The following is a 23,373-nucleotide window of genomic DNA, read 5'->3' as shown; positions in this document are numbered from 1 at the left end:
CCAGCTCAGCCGAGCAGACGGGCCAGCGTCAACAGTGCCAGCAAAAGCATCCAGAGCACCACGCTGCGCCACACCAGGCCCACCGCGCTGGCCAGATGGGCAAGCTGTGGTTCGGGCCGGGTCGTCCCTCCTTCGGTCTCTTCCGGCTTTCCTTCGCGGGCGTTCAGGCGCACATTGATGGCGCCGGAGGTGGCGGCGAGGACCACCCCGTCGCTGCCTGTGCCGAACTGTTCGGATTCACCCCGCCAGCTCGCCACGGCCTCCTCGAAGTTGCCTACCACGGCAAACCCCAATGCAGTGGCACGGGCGGGCACGTGATCGACCCATTGCCATCCCCTCGCTGCGGCCTGCTGGATGGCTTGGCTGGGCGTACCGTCGGCGCGCGCCCGCCAGTTGCGCGAGAGGTACTCGGCCATCCGGTAGAACACCGCCCCCGCCGGCCCCAGCCCCAGCAGCCAGCACACAACGAACGCCGCCAGCACACCGAAAACGTGGCGGTGCGCCGCCAGCACCGACTGTTCGATCACCTGCCGCAGCACCTCGGCCCGGGGAAGGCTGCTGGTTTCCACATGCAGCCACTGCGCCAGCTTCTCGCGGGCGAGCATGTCGTCGCCCACCTCCAGCGCCTGTCGAATGTCGGTGAAGTGGTGGCTGAACTGGCGAAAGCCCAGAGTCACGTAGAGCACCAGCACCAGCCAGACAAACGACAGCACGTTGCTGAACCGCCAGAGCCCCCAGTACACCAGGGCCGCCAGCAAGGCCGGCACCATGGCGGCCAAGCCCCAGGCCAGCCATCCGTGCACCGCCTGGCCAGTGTCCAGGTTGCGCCGCACCAGACGAGCCCAGCTCCGCAGGCCAGCAAACACAGGGTTGTCGATCGACAGTGGACGAGCCTGTTCGATCAGGAAAGCCAGCAGGATGGCAAAAAAGATCATGGTCCGATGATAGCGAGCGCCCCGCGGGACCCGGCGCCTCAGGCGGTGAGGAAACGATACAGGTTGCGCAGCATCCCGGCGGTGGCCCCCCAGATGAAGCGCTCAATCGCCCCCTCCTGGTAGGGCATCGAGTACCACTCGCGCATTTCGCCGTTCCACTCGAAGCCATGGCGGCGGTGATTGGCCGGGTCCATAAGGAAATCCAGCGGAACCTCGAACACATCGTCCACTTCGCCCGGGTTGGGCAGGAGCGTGAAGCCGGGACGCACCAGTGCCACCACGGGCGTGATGTGGAACTGGGTGCCGGTCACGTACTCCGGCAGGCTGCCCAGCACCTCGACATGCCCAGGTTCCAGGCCGATTTCCTCACGGGCTTCCCGCAAGGCCGCCGCTGTGGCATCGCGGTCCTCTGCATCGACCTTGCCGCCGGGAAACGCAATCTGCCCGGAGTGGGTGGACAGATGGGCGGTGCGCTGCGTCAACAACAGCCCCAGGCGATCCCGCACCACGAGCGGAATCAGCACAGCCGCGGGAGCCGGCGCCCGGTCGGTGAAACGCCGCTCCCGCACCAGCTCCGGGGTCCAGACCGGCGAGCGTGCGAACCGCTCGCGCAGCCCTTCGGCGGTGAGGCGCCCGGCGGGCACGGCTTCCAGCACCTCTGCGCCGGCACCAGGGAGCACGGGCACCTGGCGGGGATCAAACGCCGGTGGATGGCGCGAAGGGGCGGTGGATGACATGTCGGCGAGTATGAAACAGGCAAAAAAAAGCCGCTCGGGCGAGCGGCTTTTTCGGAGGCAGGCGGTCAGGCGCCCAGCTTTTCCTTGATGCGGGCCGACTTGCCGCTGCGCTGGCGCAGGTAGTACAGCTTGGCACGGCGCACGTCACCGCGGCGCTTGACCTCGATCGAGGCGATCAGCGGGCTGTACAGCGGGAAGGTGCGCTCCACGCCTTCGCCGTTGGAGATCTTGCGCACGATGAAACTGGAGTTCAGGCCGCGGTTGCGACGGGCCACCACCACGCCTTCGTAGGCCTGCACGCGCTTGCGGGTGCCTTCGATCACGTTCACGTTGACGATCACGGTGTCGCCGGGGGCAAACGCCGGGATGGTCTTGCCAAGGCGAGCAATTTCTTCCTGCTCGAGGGTCTGGATGAGGTTCATGGTTTCCTGTTCAACGATCATGGCCGCGCTACACAAGAGGCTGCAATTCCCTGACCGCGTTGGAAGCGGTCACCGGTCACAACGGCCGGCCAGAGGATCGAAAAGCCTTGGATTATAGCTTTTTCATGGAGCGCAGGAAAGCTTCGTCTGCAGACGTGAGCCGCCCCGCCTCCCGGGCCTGCGCCAGCAGGTCCGGCCGCTGACGGGCGGTGAGGGCCAGGCTCTGCTCCCGGCGGTAACGCGCGATGCGCTCATGGTGCCCGCCCATGAGCACCTCAGGCACGGCCACAGGGCCGTCCGGACCGTTCCAGACTTCGGGCCGGGTGTGGTGCGGGCTGTCGAGCAGGCCGTCCAGCGCCGGATTGAAGCTGTCCTGCTGGTGGCTGCCCTCGTCGCCCAGCACGCCGGGCATCAGGCGCGCCACCGCGTCCAATAGGGCCACGGCCGCGATCTCGCCACCCGAGAGCACGAAGTCCCCGAGGCTGATCTGACGGTCCACGCAGGCGTCGATGAAGCGCTGGTCGATGCCCTCGTAGCGACCGCAGACCAGCACCGCACCGCTGCTTTCTGACCAACCCACCACCACGGCGTGGTCCAGTCGCTGCCCGATGGGCGAGAACAGCACCACCGGCGCCCGCGCTTCCTCGGATTCGGCACGGTCGGTCCGGATGGCCTGCAGGCAGCGCCAGAGCGGTTCGGCCATCATGACCATGCCCGGTCCACCGCCGAAGGGACGGTCGTCCACGCGGCGGTAATTGCCTTCGGCAAAGTCGCGCGGATTCCACAGGCGCACGTCGACCTGCTTCGATTCGAACGCCCGGCGGTTGATGCCGCTGGTGAAAAACGGTTCGAAGAGTTCGGGAAACAGCGTGACGACGTCAAAGCGCATGGCGCGCTCCGGTCAGTAATCGGGCTGCCAGTCGGCGGTGATACGGCGCGCCGCCAGATCGACGTCGTCGATGTAGGCCCCCACGAAAGGCACCATGCGTTCGGCGGTCCTGTCCACGCCGTCGGCCGTCTCGGTGTATTCGAGCACCAGCACCGAGGTCGGACCGGTGGGCATGAGGTCGCGCACCACACCGAGGTGCACGCCTTCGCGGTTGAACACGTCCAGGCCGATCAGATCGACCCAGTAGTACTCGCCGTCGGCAGCGGCTGGAAAAGCGCTGCGGGGCACATGGATGCGCGCGCCCTTGAGGGCTTCGGCGCCGTTGCGGTCGGCCACGCCCTCGAGGCGGGCGACGATGCCATCGGAATGCACCTTGATCTCGGCCACGCGCACACGCACCGGGCCGGGGAAGGCCGAAAAGCCGCGGGCGAAGCGGGCTTCGGGCGGCAACAAGAACCAATCCGGGGATTCGAACAGCGCGCGCGTGTCGGCACTGTGGGGCTGGATATGGACCCAACCCTTGACGCCCCAGGCGTCAAGAAAACGGCCCAGTTCAACCGCGTCTGCCGGCAGGGGCGACGCTTCGAACGGGCCGTTCGGGGGGATCACTGCGGACGCAGGGCGATCAGGCAGCGGCCTTGGCGGCGGCTTGCTTGACCAGGCGGGCCACGGTGTCGGACGTTTCGGCGCCCACGCCGGTCCAGTAGGTCAGGCGGTCCTGGGCGATGCGCAGGGGCTCTTCGCCGCCCTTGGCCAGGGGGTTGTAGAAGCCAATGCGCTCGATGAAGCGGCCGTCGCGGCGGTTGCGCTTGTCGGCGACCACGATGTTGTAGAACGGACGGGCCTTGGCGCCGCCGCGGGAGAGTCGAATGACGACCATGATTTATCCTTCGGGTGGTGGTGAACACCGGCACAACGCGTGACGGTGTTTTCTCGCAGCGCTTGAGACACACGACTGACCACCCGGCCAGCGAAACGCTGCAAAGCCTGCCATTATAGCCGGCTGGCTCTGAAACCCAAGCCCTCCTTTTTCGCTCTCCCATGCCCCTGATCCGCCCCAGCACCGAGCACGACCTGCCCGCCATCACCCGCATCTACGCCCACCATGTGCTGCACGGCACGGGCACCTTCGAGACCACCCCGCCCACCCTGGAAGAGATGACCGCGCGCCGGGCCGACGTGCTGTCCAAGGGCCTACCCTGGCTGGTGGTCGAGGAGGCGGGCGAGGTGCTGGGCTATGCCTATGGCAACTGGTTCAAACCGCGGCCGGCGTACCGCTTTTCGGTCGAAGACTCCATCTACCTCGCGCCCGAGGCCGCCGGCAAGGGCCTGGGCCGCGCGCTGCTGGCCGAGCTCCTGGCCACGCTGGAGCGCGGCGGCATCCGCAAGGTGATGGCGGTGATCGGTGACTCGGGCAACGCCGGCTCCATCGGTGTGCACAAGGCACTGGGCTTCGAACAGGTGGGCATCGTCCAGGCCTGCGGCTGGAAGTTCGGTCGCTGGCTCGACATCGTGATGATGCAGCGCGCCATCGGCGAGGGCGACCGCACCCCGCCCGAGGCCGCGGCATGAGCCGCCCCAAGAACAAGACCCTGACCGTGTGGCTGGCCGTCCTGGGTGGCCATATGGGCCTGCACCGTTTCTACCTGCGCGGCCTGGGCGACTGGATCGGCTGGCTGCACCCCATCGCTTCCGCGCTGGGGTGGTGGGGCGTCGAGCGGGTGCGCAGCCTGGGGCAGGACGACGTGCTGTCGTGGCTGCTGATTCCTTTTCTGGGGATGAGCATCGCCACCAGTTGCCTGGCGGGCATCGTGTACGCGCTCAGCGACCGCCCGCGCTGGAACGGCTGGTTCAACCCGCAGCAGCCCGCCGAGGACAGCGCCGGCGCCACCAACTGGCTGACCATCGGCGCGCTGGTCCTGAGCCTGCTGGTCGGCACCATCGCCTTCATGGGCAGTCTGGCCTTCGGCATCCAGCGCTACTTCGAATACCAGGTCGAGGAAGCGCGCAAGATCAGTCAGTGATCAGCTCACCCAGGACATCACCAGCATCACGATGGTGAGGGTGAACAGAGCCAGCACCGTCGACAGCCCCATGGCGGCGGTCGTGAGTCCCTCGGCGACCTCGTAGCGCTGCGCGAACAGGAAGACGTTGGCGCCCATGGGCAGCGCCGCAGCGACCACCATGACCGTGAGCGGCAGTCCGGTGATGCCCCAGGCCCAGGCCGACACCCCGACCAACAGCGGCAGCAGCAGGTTCTTGGACGCCGTGATCCAGAGCGCCGGCTTCAGGTGGCCGCCCAGCGGCGTGCGCGCCAGCGTCACACCCACCAGCACCAGGGCCAGCGGGCCGAAAGCGCTGCCCAGCAGCTGCAGCGGCTTGTCGACCACCGCCGGCAAGCTCCAGCCCGTCTGGGCGAACAGCAGGCCACTGATGATGGGCAGCGGAATCGGGTGGATCAGCGCGCCCTTGAAGGCCGACCAGGCGGTCTCCAGCACATGGGGCGCGCGCTCGCCGCCCTCACGCGCCTCGCGCGCCACCACCAGCTCCAGCACCACGGAGCCGACGGTGAGCAGGATCAGCGCGTGCACCGACACCAGGGTCAGCAGCGTCACCAGCGCATCCTTGCCGTAGGCCAGCTCGACCAGGGTGATGCCGATCATCACCATGTTGGAGAACACCCCGCCCAGGGCCATCACCACGCTCGTCCGGTTGAAGCCCCGCCAGGCGATGGACACGATGAGCAGCAGCAACGCGGCCGGGAAATACGCAGCGAGCGGCCGCAGGTCCAGCGCCTCGACGTGCACGCCGCTCATGGTGCGGAACAGCAGCGCGGGGATCAGCAGCAGGAAAACCAGGTTGGAGAGGTCCCGCACCGCGGATTCGCGGATCCAGTCTCTTCTCCCGGCGAAATAGCCCAGGGCGATCAGCAGGAAGACGGGGGTGAGGGAGGCGACGACGGGGTGGCTGGCGAGGTTCACCCGGGCGATGCTACCCGCGCCCCGTCAACCCTGCCCGGCCGGGGCCAGCATCTGGCGCGCAAAGGGCTCGAGTACCGAGCGGGCAAACGCCCGTCGTTCGGCGGCGCCGGGCAACTGCACGCCCACCGGCCCGTCGATGACCAGGCAGGCCAGGCCATGCACCTGCGACCAATAGACCATGGCGAGCGGCGCCACCTGCCCGGCGCCGTGGATTTCCGACACCAGGCGCTCCAGCTGCGCATAGGCCGAGGCGCCCGACTTCTGGGCCTCGGGAAAGCGGCTGACGTCACAGAGCTCCGGCCGGAACATCACCCGGAACACACCCGGGTGATCGATCGCGTAGCCGACGTAGGCCAGCCCTGAGGCGATGCCCGCCTCCAGCCGGCCCACTGTGGATATCTGATCGTTGACCTGCGCCAGCCGGGCGGTGAGCTCGGTGAAACCGCGCATCACCAGTTCGGCCAGGATGGCCTCGCGGTCGGCGAAGTGGTGGTACGGCGCCTGATGGGTCACGCCGCTGCGGCGCGCGACTTCGCGCATGGACAGCGCCGCCAGCCCCTCGGCCTCGAGCAGGTGCTCGGCGGCGTCGAGGATGCGCTGTTTCAGGTCGGGCTGTGCAGGGTCGGTGGAACGGGGCGACATGGCCCGAGTGTGCACCACTTGACAGTGTCAAGTCGAATCCATAGGATGCCGCACCAGACACTGTCTAGTTCATTCCACCACGCCCTGTCCAGGAGTGCCCGATGTCCCCAGATGCCGTGTTTTCACTTTGCAACGGGCTGGCGCTGCTGGCCTGGATCGCCCTGACTGCGTCGCCCGCGCGGGCCCCCTGGAGCGCTCGGGTGCGCTGGCTCTCTGGCCGCGCGGTGCCGTTGCTGCTGTCCGCCGTCTACGCCCTGATGCTGCTGGCCCACTGGCGCGGCGAAGGCGGCTTCGGCAGTCCGGCCGAGGTGCGGGCGCTGTTCGATGTGCCCGGCGTGCTGGTCGCCGGCTGGGTGCACTACCTGGCGTTCGACCTGTTCGTCGGCAGCTGGATCGCCGCCGAGGCCGCGCGCCTGGGCTGGCCGCACGCCCTGCTCGTCCCGCTGCTGGTGCTGTGCTTCCTGTTCGGACCGCTGGGCCTGCTGGCCTTTGCCCTGGTCCGCAGTGCCCGCCGTGCCGCCATTCCCTCCACCTCCACCGGAGTCGCCCCGTGAAACCCGCCTCTGCCCTCGCCCTTGCCATCGCACCCGACCGTGCGCATTCCTTCGCACCGTCGGCACTGTTGCGCGAAGCCCTCGAGCGCCAGCGCACCCTCTCCATTGCAGCCCTGCTGATCTGGGCCGCCATGCTGCCGGCGATGGTGGCGCTCGGCCTGGACGAGCGCACCGTGCGCGACGTCAATGTCTGGGTGAAGCCGCTGAAGTTCATGGCTTCGATCGGTCTGTTCTGGCTGAGCACCGCCTGGTTCATCGGCCTGCTGCCCGAGGCTCAGCGGCGCCACGCCAGCGTGCGTGCGCTGGTCGCGGTGGCCCTGGGCGCCGGCCTGTTCGAGGTCGTCTACATCACGCTGCAGGCGGCGCTGGGGCAGGCCTCGCACTTCAACTTCAGCAGCCCGTTCCACCAGGTGATGTACACGCTCATGGGGCTGGGCGCGCTGGCAATGACGGCCACGCAGCCGGTGCTGGCCTGGCGCATCGCGCACCACGGCCGCACCGATCTGTCGCCGGTGTGGCGGGCCTCCGTGGTGCTGGGGCTGGTGCTGACCTTCGTGCTGGGCGCCGGTGCCGGCGGCTTGCTCGGCTCGGTGCAGCCGCCGTCGGGCGCGGGGCTGCCGGTGGTGGGCTGGCACCTGGGCGGCGGTGACCTGCGGCCGGCGCACTTTGTCGGCATGCACGCCCAGCAGTTCATCCCCTTCGTGGGTGCGCTGCTGGCGGCCGCGGGCCGCGGCCGTGCGGGGCTGTGGCTGTTCGTCGCGCTTTACGCGGCGTTGTGGATGGGCGCGATGGCGACGGGTCTGGACGGCGCGGTGTTCACCCCACCGCCCATGGCCTACACGCCGGCTACTTGACGCCGACCGCTTCGGTCATGCGGTAGTACAGGCCGTAGGGGTCGTTCTGCAGCACGTGGAACTTGCCCTCGACCACCACCGCGTTGAGGCTGTACTTCACCGGCTCGCGCGTGCGGATCTCGATCATGCTTTCCGGGCCGCCCGGCGTGCAGAACGAGCAGGTCGGCGGCACCGAGGCCAGCAGGAAGTGGCGCTGCTGCTCGCCCGGCCCCAGCGGCAGCATGAAGCCCTGCACCTTCTGCGTCTTCTGGTTCAGCGCCTGCACGGCCTGCGTATAGACCGGCGTGATGCGCTTGTTCTTCACCTCGGTCCTGATGTCGGTGAGCACCGACCACGGCACCACGTCCTCGCGCGGCTTGAGCGGCGCAAACGGCGACAGCGGGCTGTGCACCCCCGGCCCTTGCCCCTGCACATGGGGTGGCACGGCGGGCGCGGGCGCCGAGGCACCGCTGCCCGTCGCAGCCGGCGTACCGATGGGCGAGGTCAGCTGAGCCCACGCCAGCCCGGAAACACAAGCCAGCGAGGAGAGCGCGCAACGGAAAAGTGGATTCATATCGAGAGCAAGGACTTCAGTCGAGAACGCCGCGGAACTGGCTTCGCCAGGCCGCAGGCGTTGCCCCCTTGAGGGGGTGACGCGCGAAGCGCGGCGCGGGGGTTGCTCCAGCCCACGCGGGGTTGGGTCTCAGTGCCCGTGTTTCATCCCACAGTATTTGCCAATCGCCAGACCCTTGCAGGCCGCCTGAAGTTCCGCCATGCAGACCTTCTCGTCCTTCTTGCTCTCCAGGCACTTGGCCGCGCCCTCGTGGGCCGCGGCCATGGCGCGGTGGCGCTGGATGTCTTCCTGCAGCTCCTTGTCGGAGTGCTGCGCCACCGCGGCGGTCGTCATGACAGCCGACAGGGCCAGGAAGAGAACGGCTTTTTTCATCGGATTCACCTCGTGTTCAACAACTGGGTCACGTCGACCCGATAGGCGCTGGCGGCCGGCACCAGCGCCGCCACCACCGCCACCCCCAGGGCCAGCAGCGGCACCCAGCCTTCGGCGGGAACCCACTGCCAGCCCGTGATGGCCAGCGACTGCTGGTCCATCAACATCTGCCCCATCAGCGCGGTCAGCCCATGCGCCGACAGCAGACCCAGCGCGCAGGCCATCAGCGCCAGCCACAGCGACTCGCACAGCACCAGCGCGCCCACGCGGGCCGGCGGCGCGCCGAGCATGCGCAACATCGCCAGGTCGTGCCGGCGCTCGCGCACCGCGCCCCAGAGCGCGATGAACACGGACAGCCCGGCCACCGCCAGCAGCACCGCGCCCAGGCCCTGCAGCACGCGCGTGCCGACGCCCACCATGCTCAGCAGGCGCGTGATCTCCACCGCCGGCGAGGCCGCCTGCATGGGCGTGCTGTCGTTGATGAAGCGTGGAAAACTCGCCGCGGCCAGCGGCGTGCGGTAGCGGATCAGGGCCATCGTGATCTCGCGGTCGGCCTCGATGGCCGCGCGGTCTTCCTCGTCCATGTCCTCGGTGGCGTGCATGTCGTCGTGCACCTTCCAGACCGATTCGGTGGCCGTGAGCACCAGGCGGTCGAGCACGCAGCCGCAGGGCGCGAGCACGCCGCTCACCGCATAGAGCGCCTCGCCGTGCATGGCGCCGCCGCTGCCCAGGCCATGTGCGCCGACGAAGGACCGGCCCGAGACCAGACCGGTGCTGCGCGCCACCTGGGCCCCCAGCACGGCCTGCATCGGCGCGGTCCAGAACGCGCCCTGCGCCAGGGTCGCGCCGTAGTGCGCCGCATAGTCCGGCGTGGTGCCGACGATGCGAAAGCCCTGCAGGTTGTCACCCAGGCTCAGCGGGATCAGCTGCGCCACCTGCGGGTGGGCCTGCAGCTTCTTCACCTCCTCCAGCGGGATGTTGCCCGGCGGCACGTCGATGTGGAACACGCCGGCGAGGATCAGCTGCATCGGGCTGCCCTTGGCGCCGACCACCGCGTCGATGCCCTGCAGGTCGCGCTCGAAGGCCCTGTCCACCTGGTGCTGCGCGATCAGCACGAAGGCCATGGAGGCCAGCCCGAGTGTGAGCAGCAGCAGGTTCAGCGCCGTGGACAGCGGGCGCGACCAGAGGTAGCGCCAGGACAGGCTCAACACTTTCACGCCGTGCCCTCCCGCGCCAGCCGCAGTGTCTGCGCCTCCGGCAGGGCCTGCACCACACGCGCGTCGTGGGTCGAGATCACCAGCGTCGCGCCGGCCGCGGCGGCGCTGCGCTGCAGCAGGTCCAGCGCGGCCGCGCAGGCCTCGTCGTCCAGGCTGGCCGTGGGTTCGTCGACCAGCAGCACCTTGGGCTGCAACAGCAGTGCCCGCGCCAGCGCCACCCGCTGCGCCTGGCCGCCCGAGAGCTGCGAAGGTTTGCGGCCCGCCAGCGCGGACAGGTCCAGCGCGGCCAGCGCGCGGTGAATGGCGCCGTGGTCCACCGCCTGGCCGGTGGCGAAGAACACCAGCCCCAGGTTGTCGGCCACCGACAGCGCCTCGCTGAGGAACAGCTTCTGGGGCAGAAAACCCAGGGTGCGCGCGCGCCAGCCGTCCCGCGCGGCGCCGGCCAGCGCATGCACCGCCTGCCCGGCCACCACCACCTGGCCCGAGGCCGGCGTCAGCAGGCCGGCCACCAGGGCCAGCCAGGTCGACTTGCCGCTGCCCGAGGGCCCGCGCAGCAGCAGCGTGCCGCCCTGCGGCACGGTCACATCGGGGAAGCGCAGAACCGGTGCCTGCGCATAGGCAAAGGCCAGGCTGCGCGTCTCGATCACCGGTGCGGCTCCGTCGCCGGGTTGCCCGAGGGATCGGCACAGTCGGCGCAGGTGCCGTGCACGGCCATGTCCAGCCGCAGCCCGCGGTGCCCCATACCGGCCAGCGTGCGCATCAGCTCGTCGGCCACGGCCCGCGTCGGCTCGCTCGCCCCGGCCAGGCGGAACTGGCGGTGGCAGGCGTCGCACTCGAAGCGCGGCGCCGCGCCGTCGTCCCCCAGGTCGGACAGCCGGAAGCGCCAGGTGCGCGCGTCGTCGTCGGTCTGGCGCTGCAGCACACCGCAGGCCGCCAGGCGTTCCAGCAGCCGGTAGAGGGTGACGCGGTTGATGTCCAGCCCGCGCGTCTGGAGCGAGGCCAGGGCCTGGGCATGGCTGAGCGTGCCCTGCGGGTTCGCCAGGAACAGGCCCAGCACCGCGCGCGTGGCCAGGGTGCGGCGCAGGCCGGCCGCTTCCAGACGGGTCTGGATCTCGGCCGGCACGGTCACTGGTTCTTTGGGGCTGGGTCGGATCGCCATGGCAGGCCTCCATTATTGCAACAATGTTGCGTTAACATCCACGCTATTGCAATTGAGTTGCAACAGTTTACACAAGCCCTGCCCTGATCCATGACCGGCCTCCCCGCCCCCACCATCACCCTGCGCGACCTGACGCTGGGCTACGAGCGGCACCCCGCCGTGCACCACCTGAGCCTGCACATCGAACCCGGCGCGCTGGTGGCCGTGGTCGGCCCCAACGGTGCGGGCAAGAGCACCCTCGTGAAGGCGCTGGCCGGCGTGCTGACCCCGCTGTCGGGCCACATCGAAGGCCTGCGGCGCGGGCACATCGCCTGGCTGCCGCAACACAGCGAGCTGGACGCCAGCTTTCCCGTCGACGTACGCGGCATGGTCGCCACCGGCCTGTGGCGGCAGGTGGGCGCACTGGGGCGCTTCACCGCTGCGCACCGGCAGCGGTGCGACGCCGCGCTGGCCGCGGTCGGCCTCTCGGGCTTCGAGAGGCGTGGGCTGGACACGCTCTCCGGCGGGCAGCTGCAGCGCGCACGGTTCGCACGGCTGATCCTGCAGGACGCGCCGGTGGTGCTGCTGGACGAACCCTTCGCCGCCGTGGACCAGCGCACCACCGCCGACCTGCTGGCCCTGCTGCACGACTGGCAGCGGCAAGGCAAGACGGTGATCGCGGTGCTGCACGACCTCGCGCAGGTGCGCGACCACTTTCCGCAGACCCTGCTGCTGGCGCGCGAGCCGGTGGCCTGGGGCGCCACGGCCGAGGTGCTGACCGCTGCGAACCGGGCCCGCGCGCAGTCGCTGCGCGAACCGTTTGACGAGCAGGCCGGCGAATGCGAGGCCGGCCCGCCGGAAGGGGTGGCACACCACCCGCACACGCATCCGCACACGGCGGTGCTGGAGGCCGCGCCATGAACGAGGGTAGCCTGGTCTTCGGCCCTTTCCTTGAATTCGCCTTCATGCGCCAGGCCCTGCTGGGCTGCATCGCGCTGGCGCTGTCGGCGGCGCCGGTCGGCGTCTTCCTGATGCTGCGGCGCATGAGCCTGACGGGCGATGCCATGGCGCACGCCATCCTGCCGGGCGCGGCCATTGGCTACCTGCTGTTCGGCCTGTCACTGGCGGCCATGACGGTGGGGGGCATCGTCGCCGGCCTGGCGGTGGCCATCGGCTCCGGCCTGGTGGCGCGCAACACCCTGATCCGCGAAGACACCAGCCTGGCCGCGTTCTATCTGATCTCGCTCTCGCTGGGGGTGCTCATCGTCTCGGTGCGCGGGAACAATGTGGACCTGCTGCACGTGCTGTTCGGCACCGTGCTGGCGCTCGACGCCGCGGCGCTGGCGCTGCTCTGGGGCATCACCGGCGTGACGCTGGCCACCCTGTTCCTGATCCGCCGGCCGCTGATCCTCGAATGCCTGGACCCCGGTTTCCTGCGCCAGGTGAGCGGTCTGGGCGCCGTGGCGCACGTCGGCTTTCTGGCCCTGCTGGTGATCAACCTGGTGGCCGGTTTCCATGCGCTGGGCACGCTGATGGCCGTGGGCATCATGGTGTTGCCGGCCGCCAGCGCCCGCTTCTGGGTGCGGCGCCTGGGCCCCCTGGTGGCCGTGGCCACCGGCCTCGCGCTGCTCACATCCATCGCCGGCCTGCTGGTGTCCTACCACGCCGACTGGCCCACCAGCCCGGTCATCGTGCTCGGCCTGGGCGGGGTCTACCTGCTGTCCATGGCCTTCGCGCCGCGCGGTCTGCTGCGCCAGCGCCTGAGCCGCCCGTACCACCTGCGGGCCTGAACCGTTTTCTCCTCCCGCCTCTTCCAGGAACCTCACCATGTCACAGCACCTTCGTCGCCGCGCCCTTGCTTCTGTCGTCACGCTGGGCGCGCTCGCTTTCAGCCCGCTGGGCCAGGCCCAGACCACCGCCCCCGTCAAGGCCGTGGCCAGCTTCAGCATCCTCGGCGACCTGGTGCGCCAGGTCGGCGGCGAGCGCGTGCAGGTGGACGTGCTGGTCGGCCCCGGCGCCGACGCCCACGTGTTCCAGCCCTCGCCCTCACATGCCCGACAGGTGGCGCAGGCGCAGGTGGTGTTTGCCAATGGACTGGGCTTTGAAGGCTGGATGCAGCGCCTGCTGGCCACCGCCGGCTACAAAGGCAAGCCGGTGGTGGTCAGCCAGGGCATCAAGCCCCTGCGGACCGAAGAGGACGAGCACGACCACAAGGCAGGCCCGCACGGCCACCACGACCACGGCGAGGCCGACCCGCACGCCTGGCAATCGGTGCCGAACGTGATCACCTACGTGGCCAACATCGCCAGGGGCCTGTGTGCGGCCGACGCCGCGGGCTGCGACGGCTACCAGAAGAACGCCGAGGCCTATACCGGCCAGCTCAAGGCGCTCGACGCCGAGATCAAGGCCGCCTGGGGGGCCATCCCGGCCGGGCAGCGCAAGCTCATCACCTCGCACGACGCCTTCGGCTACTACGCGCACACCTACGGCGTGAAGTTCCTGGCGCCGCAGGGCGTGAGCACCGACAGCGAGGCCTCCGCCAAAGGCGTGGCCCAGCTCGTTCGGCAGATCAGGAAGGAAAACATCAAGGCCCTGTTCGTCGAGAACGTCTCCGACCCGCGCCTGATCGAACAGATCGGCCGCGAGACGGGCGTGAAGCCGGCCGGCGCGCTGTTCTCCGACTCGCTGTCGGACGCCAGCGGCCCGGCGGCCAGCTACCTGGCCATGATGCGCGCCAACACGCAGGCCATGACGCGGGCCGTGCTCGGCCACTGAGCCACGGTGGCGCCTCAGGCGCGGGCGGCGCGTGTGAGAGGCCGGCCGCCGCCCCACTGGGCAAACTGGCCGAGCTGGGCGCGGAAGCCGGGGGCGGCGTGCGTCGTCTCGTCGGTCTCGGCCCCTGCAGTGGCCAGCTCTTCCAGCCAGGGTGGCGAGGCGACCCAGACCGGCGTGCGCTCCAGCGGCCAGACCGTTGTGTGGCCGGCATCGGCGGCGGGCGCCGGCACCTCGATGCCGGGCACGGCCGCCGCCACATCGGTGGACGGCAGGGGCTGCGCCGCGGCCACGCGCTCGCGCAGGACGGTTTCGAGCCCTTGCACCCGGACCGCACCCGTGGCCTCCGGCGACAGCGCACGCGGCCCGTCGCTGCCGCCGTGCATGTGGCGCAGACCGTCCGCCGGACGGTCCTGGGTGTTGCCGTCCGTCGGGGTCAGGAAGAAGCGCTTGGCCACCGGCGTGGCCTCGGCGTGCTGCGGCGCCTGCGGCACGTCCAGCAGGTGGTTCCAGTTCTGCGGAGCCAGGGCGGTGGCCTCCACCGAGCCCACGGTGGCCTCCAGCGACCAGTTGCCACCCAGCGACGGCGAGCCGGTGACGAACAACGAGGCGGCCACGTCCGCCTGGGTGTACTGCGAGAGCAGCAGCATGGCGTTGAGGCCGGCCTCGCCGCCCGCGAACTCGCAGGCGTAGACCAGGATGTCGGCCTCCACTGTCAGCGACTGGGCGATGGTCTGCAGGGCCGCAATCTGGTCGGCCTGCGCGTTGCTGGCATCGATGTCGCCCAGGCCGAGGGTCACCGTGCCCTCGCTTCCGTGGCTGACGATATGGATCGTTTCGATGCCGCTGCGACCGGCCAGCGCACTGGCAATCTGGACCAGGCCGTCGGCCTCGGAAGAGAGGATCACCAACTCACGGCCGTCGAGCGCAAAGGCCTGGGGATCGGGCACACGCGAATCCACGAACACGATCTCGTTGGGATAGCTGGGCGGCTCGGTGATCACACCGGTCTCATCCCCGCCGGGAGGCGGCGGGTCCTGCACCGGGTCGGATGTCACGCCGTTCACCGTCACGGTCACGGTGGCCTCGGCCGACCCGCCCAGGCCGTCGACGACCGTGTAGGTGAAGGAGGTCTCGCGCGTCTCGCCAGTGGCCAGATCGTCAAAGTCGCCTTCGGGGTCGAAGATCAGGCTGCCGGAGTCGTCCAGCCAGAAGCGGCCGCCGGTGCTGCCCTCCACGGTGCCGGGCAGCACGATGGACAGCCCGTCGCCGTCGACATCGCTGTCGTTGCCGGCCAGGCTGCCCAGCGACAGCGCCGAGTCCTCGTCGGCCGCGAAGCTGTCGTTCTGGGCCACCGGGTTGTCATTCGCCCCGAGCACGGTCACGGTGACGGTGCCGGTCGAGCCGGCGCCCTGGTCGTCGTAGAGGGTGTAGACAAACCGGGTGTCCCGGCTCTCGCCCGCCGCCAGGTCGTCGAAGTCGGTGCCGGGGTTGAAAACCAGGCTGCCCGAGTCGTCGAAGCTGAAGAAGCCGCCCTGGTCGCCGGTGCCCGAGACCGATGTGTCGACCCAGAGCTCGGTGCCGTCCACGTCCCAGTCGTTCACCGACACCCGGCCGAAGGACGAGGCCGCATCCTCCGAGGCCACGAACAGGTCGGCTTCGGCCACAGGTGCGTCGTTCACTCCGTGCACCGTCACGGTCACCGTGGCCGCCGACTGGCCGCCATCGCTGTCGTACAGCACGTAGGAAAAGCTGGTGTCGCGGGTCTCGCCGGCCACGAGGTCGTCGAAGGAGCTGCCGGGCACGAAGATCAGGTTGCCGGAATCGTCCTGGCTGAAGCTGCCACCGTTGGAGCCTTCGGTGGTGTTGATTTCCGCCCAGATCTCGCCGCTGTCGATGTCGCTGTCGTTGGCCCGCACGCTGCCCAGGGTGTGGCCACCGTCCTCGGCCACGTCGTAGTGATCGTCCTGGGCACCGGGTGCGTCGTTGGCCCCCTGCACCGTCACCGTGATGGTGGCGCTGGCGGTCGCACCCTGTTCGTCCTGCAGGGTGTAGGCGAAGGTGGTGTCGCGCGTCTGGCCCACGGCCAGGTCGTCGAACGCGGTGCCAGGGATGAACACCAGGTTGCCCGAATCGTCCGTGCCGATGCTGCCGCCGGCCGAACCCACTGCGTTCAAGGGCGAGGCGCTCAGCGCACCCCCTTCCGGGTCGCTGTCGTTGGCCAGCACCTGCCCGAGCAGGGTCGCGCCGTCTTCGCTGGCGGTGAAGCTGTCGTTGACCGCGACCGGTGCGAAGTTGATGTCGCCGGTGAACGAATTGATGCGCACCGCCTGTTCGTTCATGGCGCCGCCCGTGGCGGCCGTCCATCCGAAGTGCACCGTGCTGCCAGAGCCGAAGCGCCCTGCGGACACCAAGCCCGAGGTGCTGCCCATGAAGAAGCCATTGAACGAATAGGACAGGGTTTCGGTGGCGGCGCTCCAGGTCACGACCACTGGGTACCACATGCCGGTCTCGATGTTGATCAGGTCCCGCGCGGCCAGCAGCACCTCGCCGCTGTCCGAGTCCCAGACCGAGGTGTGGTCGTTCACCAGGTCGGGCGCACCGTTGAAGTAGGTATCGAATTCGATCACCACGCCGTTGGCGATGCCCATCGCACCGAGTCCGCCACCCATGTCGCCCAGGGCCTGCGCGCCGTCGGGGTCGTTGTGCATGATGAAGGTGACGCCGTCGGCCCCCGCTTCGCTGGTGCCGAGGTAAACGCTGAACGAAAGGTTGAAGTCCGTGCCCAGGTCGATCTCGAACGAGGACTGCGCTGCTCCGCTCTGGCTGAGCGCATTGGGCGTCAGGCTGATGGTGTCGGACGCCACGCTGGTGGCGCTGCCAGAGAGCGCGAGGTTCGAAGCCAGTGTGCTGCCCGAATAGGCGGGCAGTGTGCCCTCCCACCAGGCCATGTCCAGCGATGGAGTTTCGATCTCGCCCGTGCTCTGCTCCAGCGCCCAGTCGCCGCCCAGCGACTCGTGGCCGGTGGCGTCGGTGGAGGCGGCCACGTCGGCACCGGTGATCTCGGCGATCAGGCCCATGGCCTCCAGGCCTTCGCTGCCCGCGGCGTAGTCGCAGGCATAGATCAGGATGTCGCCCTCGGCCGACAGCGCCTGGCCAATGAGCTGCAGCGACTCCAGGTGGGTCGACTGGATGGTCTCGGCGGTGATGCTGCCGCTGCCCAGCGAAAGGTAGCCGTCGCCGCCGTGGCTGACGATGTGGATGGCGTCGATCCCGGTGCGGCCGGCCAGCGCGCTGGCGATCTGGGTCATGCCGTCCTGCCCGGTCGAGAGCACGATCACTTCGCGGCCGTCGGCGGCGAAGGCGCCGGGGTCGCTCACCCGGCCATCGACGAACACCACCTCGGTGCGGGCGGCCTCTTCCGGCGCGGTGGCGACGTCCGTGTCGTCACCGGCTGCGTCGGTGGTGGCGGGTTCGGCAGCGGCGTCCTGCGCAGTGTCTTCGGAGGTGTCTCCGGTCGCCTCTTCGGTGGCTTCATCGGTGGCTTCTTCGGTCACATTGGCGCCGGAGGTGTCCGCTGAGGCGGCCACCGGCGGCTCGCTGACAGTGGTTCCGGCCGCGTCGTGCCCGTCCGCCGACTCGGCTTGGGGCACTTCGGCGCTGTCGGTTTCGACGGCGGTGGCCAGCATGGCGCCGTCGAACAGGATGCGGGGCTCCAGCACCAGCGCGGACCTTGAGCGCATCGGGCAGGCGCTGCGCACGGTGCGCGACGACGAGGTGCCCGCCGGATGGGCCATGGCGCTCTCCGGCGCCGCGACATAACAACCCAGGCTTGGATTCCAGATCGACCTGTAAGACTTGTTCATGCCTGTGTCCTCTGCACCGGGCATCGACGCCGCTGTGGGCGTCTTGGAACGGAATGCCGGTACACCTACCTCATCGGCAGCGAGCACGTCGGACTGAAGTCAGTACGAGAAAAAAGTTGAGGAAAATCAAGTCTTTTCCGGGTTTGAATGCTTTTGTAACAGATCGCCTGAAGCGACTGAAACCTCTTGTCTGACGCCCTTGCGGAACAATGTCACGCCCGTGCGCGACCCGCTGGCACCGGACCGGGCCGATACACTGCCGTCCCCTTCCAAGCGGAGCCCCGATTGCCCTTCTCCCACCTCCTGCTCGCCCTCGCCGTCGTCTTCGTCTGGGGTACGAATTTCGTAGTCATCCGCTGGGGGCTCGACGGGCTGCCCCCCTTCCTGTTCGCCACGCTGCGCTTTGCCTTCTCGGCCCTGCCCTGGCTGCTGTTCATCCCGCGTCCCACCGCGCCCTGGCGCAAGCTGGCGGCGTTCGGTGTGTTGCTGGGCGTGGGTCAGTTCGGTCTGCTGTTCCTGGCGATCCAGGGCCGCATCTCGCCCGGGCTGGCCTCGCTGGTGGTGCAGATCCAGGTGTTCTTCACCATCGGCATGTCCCTGGTGCTGATGCGCGAGCGGGTGCGGGGTTTCCAGGTCACGGGCCTGCTGCTGGCGCTGGCGGGGCTGGGTGTCATTGCCGCGCATCTGGACGCCACCGTGACCCTGGCGGGTCTGGGGCTGGTGATCGGAGCGGCGTTCTTCTGGGCCTGTGCCAACGTGGTCGTGAAGTCGCTCGGGCCGGTCAACATGCTGCACTTCATGGTCTGGAGCAGCGCGTTTGCGGTGCCGCCGCTGCTGGCCATCTCTGTGCTGACAGAAGGGGTGCCGGCCATCACGGCGGCCCTGCAGGGCGCCGACGCGGTGGTGTGGGGCAGCGTGTTGTGGCAGGCGCTGGGGAACACCCTGTTCGGCTACGGCGTCTGGAACTGGCTGCTGGCCCGGCATCCGGCCGCCACCGTCACGCCCCTGGCCCTGCTGGTGCCGGTGTTCGGCATGGGAGCCTCGGCGCTGTCGCTGGGCGAGCCCTTGCCGGGCTGGAAGCTGGGTGCGGGCGCCCTCGTCCTGGGCGGGCTGGCCGTGATCGTGCTCTGGCCCCGCCTGCAGGCCCGCCTGGCTCGGGCCTGAGCTTATTTGGCCAGGGCGGCGAAGGTCTTCCTGAACTTCGCCACCTTGGGCGCCGCCACCGCCATGCAATAGCCCTGGTGGGGATTGCGCTCGAAAAAGTCCTGGTGGTACTCCTCGGCGGGCCAGTAGTTCGCCAGCGGCAGCACCTCGGTCACGATGGGGCGGCCGAAGGCGTTCTCGGCCGTCAGCTCGTCGATCAGCGCCTGCGCAGTGGCGCGCTGCTCGTCGGTGGTGAAGTAGATGCCGCTGCGGTACTGCGTGCCCACGTCGTTGCCCTGGCGGTTCAGGGTGGTCGGGTCGTGGACCACGAAGAAGATTTCCAGCAGCTCGCGCGTGCTCACCTGACCGGGGTCGTATTCGAGTTTGACCACCTCGTTGCAGCCGGTGGTGCCGGTGCACACGTCCTCGTAGCTGGGCTGCGGCGCCTGGCCGTTGCTGTAGCCCGACTCGACGTCGGTCACGCCGCGCACTTCCTTGTAGACCGACTCGGTGCACCAGAAGCAGCCACCACCCAGTACCAGCGTTTCCATCGAAGAGTCCTTTCCGAGGGTTCGTTCAAGCGACGACGAGTGTCGCACCCGACTCTGTCGCGCACCGGATGCGGGGTCTTACACCCTCACGCCGGCGCGGCCGTTTGCCGCACCGCCGCCAGGAATGCGCCCAGCGCGGACTGGTCGCGGCCGGTGCGCCAGAGGCAGTGCGTGTCGTAGGGCGCCAGTGGCTGTTCCAGCGGCCTGAACACCACACCCGGCAGCCCCGCCTGCTGCAGCGCCGCCGGCACCAGCCCCACCCCCAGCCCCTGGGCGATCACCGACACCACGCTGAGCCAGTGCCGCAGTTCAAAGGCGAGCGCCGGCTCGAAGCCGGCGTCCGCGCAGGCGGCGAGGATGCGGTCGTGGTAATCGGGCGAGACGGCGCGCATGACGATGGCAAAAGACTCCTCTCTCAGCGCCTGCAGCGGCAGCTTCCGCTTCTTCGCCATCGAATGGCTGGCGGGCAGACAGGCCATGAAGGGCTGGCTGGACACCAGGATCTGCGAGAAGCCCGCCGGCACCCGCGTGGTGTGCACAAAACCCAGGTCCAGCCGGTCGTGCACCAGTTCCACCAGCTGTTCGCTGCTGCTGAGTTCGCGCAGCGCCAGCCGCAGCCGCGGATGCGCGGCGGCGAAGTCGCGCAGCACCTGCGGCAGGCCGCGGTAGAGCACCGTGCCGGCAAAGCCAATCTGCAATTGCCCGGCCAGGCCCTGCCCCACGTCGCGCGCCTCGCGCGCCGCCAGTGCCGCCTGTTCCAGCAGCGCCTGTGCGCGCGGCAGAAACGCCAGGCCGGCCGCAGTGAGCGCCACGCCGCGGCTGTTGCGCTCGAACAGGCGCGCGCCCACGTCGGCTTCGAGCTGCTGGATGGCCATCGACAGCGGCGGCTGCGTCATGGCCAGGCGCTGGGCCGCACGACCGAAGTGCAGCTCCTCGGCGAGCACGGTGAAACAGCGCAGGTGGCGGAATTCCATGAATCTGCTTTGTGTATTGATCAATCGGCAATCAATATTAGACAGCTATTCATGGTCAACCGACAATCTCGCCCAACCAAGACGTTTCACCCCTTCAACGGAGACCCGCACCATGGCATCCCCCAAGAACAGCTTCAACTGGGAAGACCCGTTTCACCTTAGCGCCCAGCTGACCGACGACGAGCGCCAGGTGCAGGACGCCGCCCGCGCCTACTGCCAGGAAAAGCTGCTGCCGCGTGTGCAACTGGCCTTCCGCAACGAATCCACCGACGCGTCCATCTTCCGCGAGATGGGCGAGCTGGGCCTGCTGGGCCCCACCATCCCCGAGCAGTACGGCGGCGCCGGCCTGAACTACGTCTGCTACGGCCTGGTGGCGCGCGAGGTCGAGCGCGTCGATTCCGGCTACCGCTCCATGATGAGCGTGCAGAGCTCGCTGGTGATGGTGCCCATCAACGAGTTCGGCACCGAAGCACAGAAGCAGAAGTACCTGCCCAAGCTCGCCACCGGTGAGTGGATCGGCTGCTTCGGCCTGACCGAACCCAACCACGGCAGCGACCCCGGCAGCATGATCACCCGCGCCCGCAAGGTCGACGGCGGCTACAGCTTGTCGGGCGCCAAGATGTGGATCACCAACAGCCCCATCGCCGACGTGTTCGTGGTCTGGGCCAAGGACGATGGCGGCCAGATCCGCGGCTTCATTCTCGAAAAGGGCTGGAAGGGCCTGTCCGCCCCCGCCGTGCACGGCAAGGTCGGCCTGCGCGCGTCCATCACCGGCGAGATCGTCATGGACGAGGTCTTCGTGCCGGAAGAAAACGCCTTCCCCGAGGTGCGTGGCCTGAAGGGCCCGTTCACCTGCCTGAACAGCGCGCGCTACGGCATCGCCTGGGGCGCGCTGGGCGCGGCCGAAGACTGCTACTTCCGCGCCCGCCAGTACGTGCTGGACCGCCAGCAGTTCGGCCGCCCCCTGGCCGCCAACCAGCTGATCCAGAAGAAGCTGGCCGACATGCTGACCGAGATCAGCCTGGGCCTGCAGGGCTGCCTGCGCCTGGGCCGCATGAAGGACGAAGGCACGGCCGCGGTCGAGATCACCAGCATCCTCAAGCGCAACAGCTGCGGCAAGGCGCTGGACATCGCCCGCATGAGCCGCGACATGATGGGTGGCAACGGCATCAGCGACGAGTTCGGCGTGGCCCGCCACCTGGTGAACCTGGAGGTGGTCAACACCTACGAAGGCACGCACGACGTGCACGCACTGATCCTGGGCCGGGCGATCACCGGGATTGCGGCGTTTGCGAATTGATCGGGTCAATCCCGTAAAGCAAGAAGGGCTGCCTGTGGCAGCCCTTTTTTTATTGTCATGGACAGGGAGCGAACCTGAATGTCAACGAAGAGGCCAGGCCCTGATTCGTCGGCACCCTCAACTGCATCTGATAAATGCCATCGGTACGCACACTTTCAGGCACTGCCCGACAACGACCTCCACAGATACCGCACCAACCCGATCCGCCCAACCTTCGGCTCCGCATACTCGGTGAACCCCGCCACTTCATAAGCGCGCCGGGCGGCCAGGTTCTGGTCGTCCACGCAGAGCGCGAGCGTCTTGCAGGATGCCCAGTGTTCCGACACCCACGCGGCCACCTGGGCCAGCGACCCCTTCCCGTGGCCTTTGCCCTGCTCGCGGCTGTCGATACGCATGGCCCTGAGCGCGGCGGCCCCTGCGGGCGCCCAGTCCGGCAACCGGGCACCCCGGCAGAGAAGTACAAAACCAATCGGTGTGTCCGATTCAAGGATGGCCAGGCCGGCCACCTCGTCCGGCGAGGCGCCTTCGCACACCGAAACCGCCTGCGCGGTGGTGCCGGCGAACTCGATCTGCTCTTGCGAGATGTGCAGGGCCAGCACGCGCTCGTGCTGCTCGCTGGTGAGCGATTGCCAGCGCTGGAGTTGAAGGTCGGTGGTTGTCATGGGGACAGGTGGGATGTCTGCGGAAATGTGATCCGCCGGGCGACGTACACGCCATAGCCGAAGTACATCGAGTTCGCTTCATACAGAGCGATCTCCTGCTCGTGTTCCGCCACCACCGCCCGCGCGGCTTCGCTGTGTCCGTGGCGGCTGAGGAAGTCATTGAAGCCCGCTTGCAGCGGGCGGTAGTAGGCATCGCGCCAGCAGGTCTCGGACAGCACGAAGTGGCCCAGTGGCGAGTAGCCGTGCCGCTCCAGCACGCGGATCTTGTCCGCTGCGGTGGCGACTTCGGGATAAGCGGCGTCCCAGAAGGCCTGCAGCTCGGGCGGACGTGTGTCCGTGGTCCAGGTGAGTTCGGAAGCCACGAGCACACCGCCCGGTTTCAGAAAGCGCTGCCAGCTTTTCACGCCGTTCTCGAAGCCCATGTGGTAGATCGCACCTTCGGACCACAGCAGGTCGAACTGCGCGTCGGCCAAGGGCAGCGCGCTCATGGAGGCCTGCAGCGGCGCCACGCGGCCCGCCACGCCCACCGCTTCGCAGCGCTGCTGCAGCCGCTTCAGGAACGGCACCAGCACGTCCACCGCGGTGATGTGCGCCCGCGGCAGCAACCGGGCCAGCGCGAGCGTGGCAGCACCGGTGCCGCAGCCGATGTCGGCCACCGTCAGCGGCGCAGCCGGATCGAGCCCCGTCAGGCGCAGCGCAAGTTCGGTCTGCGCGTCGCCGCCCGGCCCCTGGTGGGGGTTGGACAGGTGCAGGTCGATCAGGAGGTCGAGAGAATCCATGGTCGTTTCAGACGGGGTCGACCGGCAGGTCG

General features: G+C 68.8%; 27 protein-coding genes. 9 read left to right on the top strand and 18 right to left on the bottom strand.

Annotated elements, in window-relative coordinates; all coding sequences use genetic code 11:
* Positions 1-5: 5 nt before the first annotated feature.
* The 6 genes from RCO38_RS14270 to rpsP form a co-directional block, all read right to left on the bottom strand.
* Positions 6-935: a CobD/CbiB family protein gene (locus tag RCO38_RS14270; RefSeq protein ID WP_308329005.1), complete on the bottom strand. Its 930-nt coding sequence runs from the start codon at positions 933-935 to the stop codon at positions 6-8.
* Between the two features lie 38 nt (positions 936-973).
* A complete protein-coding gene (locus tag RCO38_RS14265; protein ID WP_308329004.1) occupies positions 974-1,672 on the bottom strand; it encodes a CoA pyrophosphatase in 699 nt (232 codons plus the stop codon).
* A gap of 65 nt (positions 1,673-1,737) precedes the next feature.
* Positions 1,738-2,094: a 50S ribosomal protein L19 gene (gene rplS / locus RCO38_RS14260; RefSeq protein WP_066254627.1), complete on the bottom strand. Its 357-nt coding sequence runs from the start codon at positions 2,092-2,094 to the stop codon at positions 1,738-1,740.
* A gap of 112 nt (positions 2,095-2,206) precedes the next feature.
* Positions 2,207-2,983 (bottom strand): tRNA (guanosine(37)-N1)-methyltransferase TrmD, encoded by a 777-nt coding sequence (gene trmD / locus RCO38_RS14255; RefSeq protein ID WP_308329002.1) that lies wholly within the window; start codon positions 2,981-2,983, stop codon positions 2,207-2,209.
* A 12-nt stretch (positions 2,984-2,995) separates the two neighbouring features.
* Positions 2,996-3,589 (bottom strand): ribosome maturation factor RimM, encoded by a 594-nt coding sequence (rimM, locus tag RCO38_RS14250; RefSeq protein WP_308329383.1) that lies wholly within the window; start codon positions 3,587-3,589, stop codon positions 2,996-2,998.
* A 19-nt stretch (positions 3,590-3,608) separates the two neighbouring features.
* The gene (gene rpsP, locus RCO38_RS14245; RefSeq protein ID WP_308329001.1) at positions 3,609-3,863 is read right to left on the bottom strand and encodes a 30S ribosomal protein S16; all 255 of its coding nucleotides are present in this window, start codon (positions 3,861-3,863) and stop codon (positions 3,609-3,611) included.
* Positions 3,864-4,024: 161 nt separating this feature from the next.
* On the opposite strand from rpsP, the gene RCO38_RS14240 reads away from it, so the two are divergent.
* Both RCO38_RS14240 and RCO38_RS14235 read left to right on the top strand, forming a co-directional pair.
* Positions 4,025-4,555 carry a GNAT family N-acetyltransferase gene (locus RCO38_RS14240; protein WP_308329000.1) on the top strand — a complete coding sequence of 177 codons (531 nt, stop codon included), beginning with the start codon at positions 4,025-4,027 and terminating at the stop codon, positions 4,553-4,555.
* Positions 4,552-5,007: a hypothetical protein gene (locus RCO38_RS14235; RefSeq protein ID WP_308328999.1), complete on the top strand. Its 456-nt coding sequence runs from the start codon at positions 4,552-4,554 to the stop codon at positions 5,005-5,007. Before RCO38_RS14240 ends, RCO38_RS14235 begins: the two co-directional genes overlap by 4 nt.
* Here RCO38_RS14235 and RCO38_RS14230 read toward each other — a convergent pair whose 3' ends face one another.
* Both RCO38_RS14230 and RCO38_RS14225 read right to left on the bottom strand, forming a co-directional pair.
* Positions 5,008-5,964, bottom strand: coding sequence for an AEC family transporter (locus tag RCO38_RS14230; protein ID WP_308328998.1), 957 nt, complete (start codon positions 5,962-5,964; stop codon positions 5,008-5,010). It abuts the gene before it with no gap.
* A 24-nt stretch (positions 5,965-5,988) separates the two neighbouring features.
* Positions 5,989-6,606, bottom strand: coding sequence for a TetR/AcrR family transcriptional regulator (locus RCO38_RS14225; protein WP_308328997.1), 618 nt, complete (start codon positions 6,604-6,606; stop codon positions 5,989-5,991).
* 101 nt (positions 6,607-6,707) lie between these two features.
* Between RCO38_RS14225 and RCO38_RS14220 the strand changes: the two genes are divergently transcribed.
* Positions 6,708-7,160, top strand: a complete 453-nt coding sequence (locus tag RCO38_RS14220; protein WP_308328996.1) for an ABA4-like family protein — start codon at positions 6,708-6,710, stop codon at positions 7,158-7,160.
* On the top strand, positions 7,157-8,014 hold the full coding sequence (locus RCO38_RS14215; protein WP_308328995.1) for a hypothetical protein: 858 nt from the start codon (positions 7,157-7,159) through the stop codon (positions 8,012-8,014). Before RCO38_RS14220 ends, RCO38_RS14215 begins: the two co-directional genes overlap by 4 nt.
* On the opposite strand, the gene RCO38_RS14210 is transcribed toward RCO38_RS14215, so the two are convergent.
* The 5 genes from RCO38_RS14210 to RCO38_RS14190 all read right to left on the bottom strand — a co-directional run bounded on the left by RCO38_RS14210 (position 8,007) and on the right by RCO38_RS14190 (position 11,315).
* The gene (locus tag RCO38_RS14210) at positions 8,007-8,567 is read right to left on the bottom strand and encodes a DUF3299 domain-containing protein (RefSeq protein WP_308328994.1); all 561 of its coding nucleotides are present in this window, start codon (positions 8,565-8,567) and stop codon (positions 8,007-8,009) included. The genes RCO38_RS14215 and RCO38_RS14210 overlap by 8 nt on opposite strands.
* Before the next feature lie 129 nt (positions 8,568-8,696).
* Positions 8,697-8,939 carry a hypothetical protein gene (locus RCO38_RS14205; protein ID WP_308328993.1) on the bottom strand — a complete coding sequence of 81 codons (243 nt, stop codon included), beginning with the start codon at positions 8,937-8,939 and terminating at the stop codon, positions 8,697-8,699.
* 5 nt (positions 8,940-8,944) lie between these two features.
* Positions 8,945-10,156: an ABC transporter permease gene (locus RCO38_RS14200; protein ID WP_308328992.1), complete on the bottom strand. Its 1,212-nt coding sequence runs from the start codon at positions 10,154-10,156 to the stop codon at positions 8,945-8,947.
* On the bottom strand, positions 10,153-10,803 hold the full coding sequence (locus RCO38_RS14195) for an ABC transporter ATP-binding protein (RefSeq protein WP_308328991.1): 651 nt from the start codon (positions 10,801-10,803) through the stop codon (positions 10,153-10,155). Before RCO38_RS14195 ends, RCO38_RS14200 begins: the two co-directional genes overlap by 4 nt.
* Entirely contained in the window at positions 10,800-11,315 is a 516-nt protein-coding gene (locus RCO38_RS14190) for a Fur family transcriptional regulator (protein WP_308328990.1), read from the bottom strand. The genes RCO38_RS14195 and RCO38_RS14190 overlap by 4 nt, the downstream gene beginning before the upstream one ends.
* A gap of 90 nt (positions 11,316-11,405) precedes the next feature.
* On the opposite strand from RCO38_RS14190, the gene RCO38_RS14185 reads away from it, so the two are divergent.
* Genes RCO38_RS14185 through RCO38_RS14175 form a run of 3 tightly spaced genes read left to right on the top strand, consistent with a single transcriptional unit; the run spans position 11,406 to position 14,069 of the window.
* Positions 11,406-12,215, top strand: coding sequence for a metal ABC transporter ATP-binding protein (locus tag RCO38_RS14185; RefSeq protein ID WP_308328989.1), 810 nt, complete (start codon positions 11,406-11,408; stop codon positions 12,213-12,215).
* On the top strand, positions 12,212-13,084 hold the full coding sequence (locus RCO38_RS14180; protein ID WP_308328988.1) for a metal ABC transporter permease: 873 nt from the start codon (positions 12,212-12,214) through the stop codon (positions 13,082-13,084). Before RCO38_RS14185 ends, RCO38_RS14180 begins: the two co-directional genes overlap by 4 nt.
* A gap of 37 nt (positions 13,085-13,121) precedes the next feature.
* Positions 13,122-14,069, top strand: a complete 948-nt coding sequence (locus RCO38_RS14175; RefSeq protein ID WP_308328986.1) for a metal ABC transporter substrate-binding protein — start codon at positions 13,122-13,124, stop codon at positions 14,067-14,069.
* A 14-nt stretch (positions 14,070-14,083) separates the two neighbouring features.
* On the opposite strand, the gene RCO38_RS14170 is transcribed toward RCO38_RS14175, so the two are convergent.
* Positions 14,084-17,932 (bottom strand): DUF4347 domain-containing protein, encoded by a 3,849-nt coding sequence (locus RCO38_RS14170; RefSeq protein ID WP_308328985.1) that lies wholly within the window; start codon positions 17,930-17,932, stop codon positions 14,084-14,086.
* Positions 17,933-18,217: 285 nt separating this feature from the next.
* Between RCO38_RS14170 and RCO38_RS14165 the strand changes: the two genes are divergently transcribed.
* Positions 18,218-19,096: an EamA family transporter gene (locus RCO38_RS14165; RefSeq protein ID WP_308328984.1), complete on the top strand. Its 879-nt coding sequence runs from the start codon at positions 18,218-18,220 to the stop codon at positions 19,094-19,096.
* 2 nt (positions 19,097-19,098) lie between these two features.
* On the opposite strand, the gene msrA is transcribed toward RCO38_RS14165, so the two are convergent.
* Together msrA and RCO38_RS14155 are read right to left on the bottom strand one after the other, a co-directional pair.
* Complete coding sequence (gene msrA, locus RCO38_RS14160) at positions 19,099-19,626, bottom strand: peptide-methionine (S)-S-oxide reductase MsrA (protein ID WP_308328983.1); 528 nt, start codon at positions 19,624-19,626, stop codon at positions 19,099-19,101.
* 86 nt (positions 19,627-19,712) lie between these two features.
* The gene (locus RCO38_RS14155) at positions 19,713-20,600 is read right to left on the bottom strand and encodes a LysR family transcriptional regulator (RefSeq protein WP_308328982.1); all 888 of its coding nucleotides are present in this window, start codon (positions 20,598-20,600) and stop codon (positions 19,713-19,715) included.
* Between the two features lie 112 nt (positions 20,601-20,712).
* Here RCO38_RS14155 and RCO38_RS14150 point away from each other — a divergent pair, with 112 nt between their 5' ends.
* The gene (locus RCO38_RS14150) at positions 20,713-21,900 is read left to right on the top strand and encodes an acyl-CoA dehydrogenase (RefSeq protein WP_308328981.1); all 1,188 of its coding nucleotides are present in this window, start codon (positions 20,713-20,715) and stop codon (positions 21,898-21,900) included.
* A gap of 155 nt (positions 21,901-22,055) precedes the next feature.
* On the opposite strand, the gene RCO38_RS14145 is transcribed toward RCO38_RS14150, so the two are convergent.
* Positions 22,056-22,562, bottom strand: coding sequence for a GNAT family N-acetyltransferase (locus RCO38_RS14145; RefSeq protein ID WP_308328980.1), 507 nt, complete (start codon positions 22,560-22,562; stop codon positions 22,056-22,058).
* Entirely contained in the window at positions 22,559-23,341 is a 783-nt protein-coding gene (locus RCO38_RS14140) for a class I SAM-dependent methyltransferase (RefSeq protein WP_308328979.1), read from the bottom strand. Before RCO38_RS14140 ends, RCO38_RS14145 begins: the two co-directional genes overlap by 4 nt.
* Positions 23,342-23,373: the final 32 nt, after the last annotated feature.

Source organism: Hydrogenophaga pseudoflava (assembly GCF_031020795.1).
Taxonomy (GTDB): domain Bacteria; phylum Pseudomonadota; class Gammaproteobacteria; order Burkholderiales; family Burkholderiaceae_C; genus Hydrogenophaga; species Hydrogenophaga pseudoflava_A.
This window is presented reverse-complemented; position numbering and strand designations above follow the sequence as displayed.

What these genes read in the sequence shown, in the direction of transcription:
- RCO38_RS14210 (WP_308328994.1), bottom strand. Translation starts at nt 8,567, where the DNA reads ATGAATCCACTTTTCCGTTGCGCGCTCTCCTCGCTGGCTTGTGTTTCC.
- RCO38_RS14150 (WP_308328981.1), top strand. Translation starts at nt 20,713, where the DNA reads ATGGCATCCCCCAAGAACAGCTTCAACTGGGAAGACCCGTTTCACCTT.
- RCO38_RS14270 (WP_308329005.1), bottom strand. Translation starts at nt 935, where the DNA reads ATGATCTTTTTTGCCATCCTGCTGGCTTTCCTGATCGAACAGGCTCGT.
- RCO38_RS14190 (WP_308328990.1), bottom strand. Translation starts at nt 11,315, where the DNA reads ATGGCGATCCGACCCAGCCCCAAAGAACCAGTGACCGTGCCGGCCGAG.
- RCO38_RS14265 (WP_308329004.1), bottom strand. Translation starts at nt 1,672, where the DNA reads ATGTCATCCACCGCCCCTTCGCGCCATCCACCGGCGTTTGATCCCCGC.
- RCO38_RS14175 (WP_308328986.1), top strand. Translation starts at nt 13,122, where the DNA reads ATGTCACAGCACCTTCGTCGCCGCGCCCTTGCTTCTGTCGTCACGCTG.
- RCO38_RS14145 (WP_308328980.1), bottom strand. Translation starts at nt 22,562, where the DNA reads ATGACAACCACCGACCTTCAACTCCAGCGCTGGCAATCGCTCACCAGC.
- RCO38_RS14240 (WP_308329000.1), top strand. Translation starts at nt 4,025, where the DNA reads ATGCCCCTGATCCGCCCCAGCACCGAGCACGACCTGCCCGCCATCACC.
- RCO38_RS14235 (WP_308328999.1), top strand. Translation starts at nt 4,552, where the DNA reads ATGAGCCGCCCCAAGAACAAGACCCTGACCGTGTGGCTGGCCGTCCTG.
- rpsP (WP_308329001.1), bottom strand. Translation starts at nt 3,863, where the DNA reads ATGGTCGTCATTCGACTCTCCCGCGGCGGCGCCAAGGCCCGTCCGTTC.
- msrA (WP_308328983.1), bottom strand. Translation starts at nt 19,626, where the DNA reads ATGGAAACGCTGGTACTGGGTGGTGGCTGCTTCTGGTGCACCGAGTCG.
- RCO38_RS14140 (WP_308328979.1), bottom strand. Translation starts at nt 23,341, where the DNA reads ATGGATTCTCTCGACCTCCTGATCGACCTGCACCTGTCCAACCCCCAC.
- trmD (WP_308329002.1), bottom strand. Translation starts at nt 2,983, where the DNA reads ATGCGCTTTGACGTCGTCACGCTGTTTCCCGAACTCTTCGAACCGTTT.
- RCO38_RS14180 (WP_308328988.1), top strand. Translation starts at nt 12,212, where the DNA reads ATGAACGAGGGTAGCCTGGTCTTCGGCCCTTTCCTTGAATTCGCCTTC.
- RCO38_RS14170 (WP_308328985.1), bottom strand. Translation starts at nt 17,932, where the DNA reads ATGAACAAGTCTTACAGGTCGATCTGGAATCCAAGCCTGGGTTGTTAT.
- RCO38_RS14205 (WP_308328993.1), bottom strand. Translation starts at nt 8,939, where the DNA reads ATGAAAAAAGCCGTTCTCTTCCTGGCCCTGTCGGCTGTCATGACGACC.
- RCO38_RS14155 (WP_308328982.1), bottom strand. Translation starts at nt 20,600, where the DNA reads ATGGAATTCCGCCACCTGCGCTGTTTCACCGTGCTCGCCGAGGAGCTG.
- RCO38_RS14220 (WP_308328996.1), top strand. Translation starts at nt 6,708, where the DNA reads ATGTCCCCAGATGCCGTGTTTTCACTTTGCAACGGGCTGGCGCTGCTG.
- RCO38_RS14225 (WP_308328997.1), bottom strand. Translation starts at nt 6,606, where the DNA reads ATGTCGCCCCGTTCCACCGACCCTGCACAGCCCGACCTGAAACAGCGC.
- RCO38_RS14185 (WP_308328989.1), top strand. Translation starts at nt 11,406, where the DNA reads ATGACCGGCCTCCCCGCCCCCACCATCACCCTGCGCGACCTGACGCTG.
- rplS (WP_066254627.1), bottom strand. Translation starts at nt 2,094, where the DNA reads ATGAACCTCATCCAGACCCTCGAGCAGGAAGAAATTGCTCGCCTTGGC.